The organism is Halorubrum halodurans (assembly GCF_002252985.1).
GTDB classification, from domain to species: domain Archaea; phylum Halobacteriota; class Halobacteria; order Halobacteriales; family Haloferacaceae; genus Halorubrum; species Halorubrum halodurans.
In genome coordinates this window covers 641-952 of the sequence record NZ_NHPJ01000112.1, presented here as the reverse complement: position 1 = coordinate 952, position 312 = coordinate 641, and the positions used below count along the sequence as shown (strand labels likewise).

Genomic DNA, 312 nt, shown 5'->3' with positions numbered 1-312 from the left:
CCCCATCAACGCCGTACTCAAGAGGGTAAGCGAAACCATGGTTCCTCGTTACTACTCGGTCCGGACGCGTGTACAAATAGCCTTCGTATGTGCCCCCACGAACGCTCCGGGACGCCGGCGTACACAAGAGCTAAGTGCGCCATCGCCAAGGGAACGATAAGAGCTGAGAGACGAACATGATAGACCCAATTACCCTACAACAAGGGACCGACTGGCGGGCACAAGCGGAGGTGTTCGACGAGATCTTCTTCGTCTTCCTCACGCTGGGCACGGTCATCGGTATCATCGTGGTCTCGTACACGTTGTGGAACG

1 pseudogene is annotated in these 312 nt (G+C 56.4%); it reads left to right on the top strand.

Annotated features, from left to right (window positions below):
• Nucleotides 1–176: 176 nt before the first annotated feature.
• Nucleotides 177–312: pseudogene (locus tag DJ70_RS17835) on the top strand (cytochrome c oxidase subunit II); the annotation flags it as partial.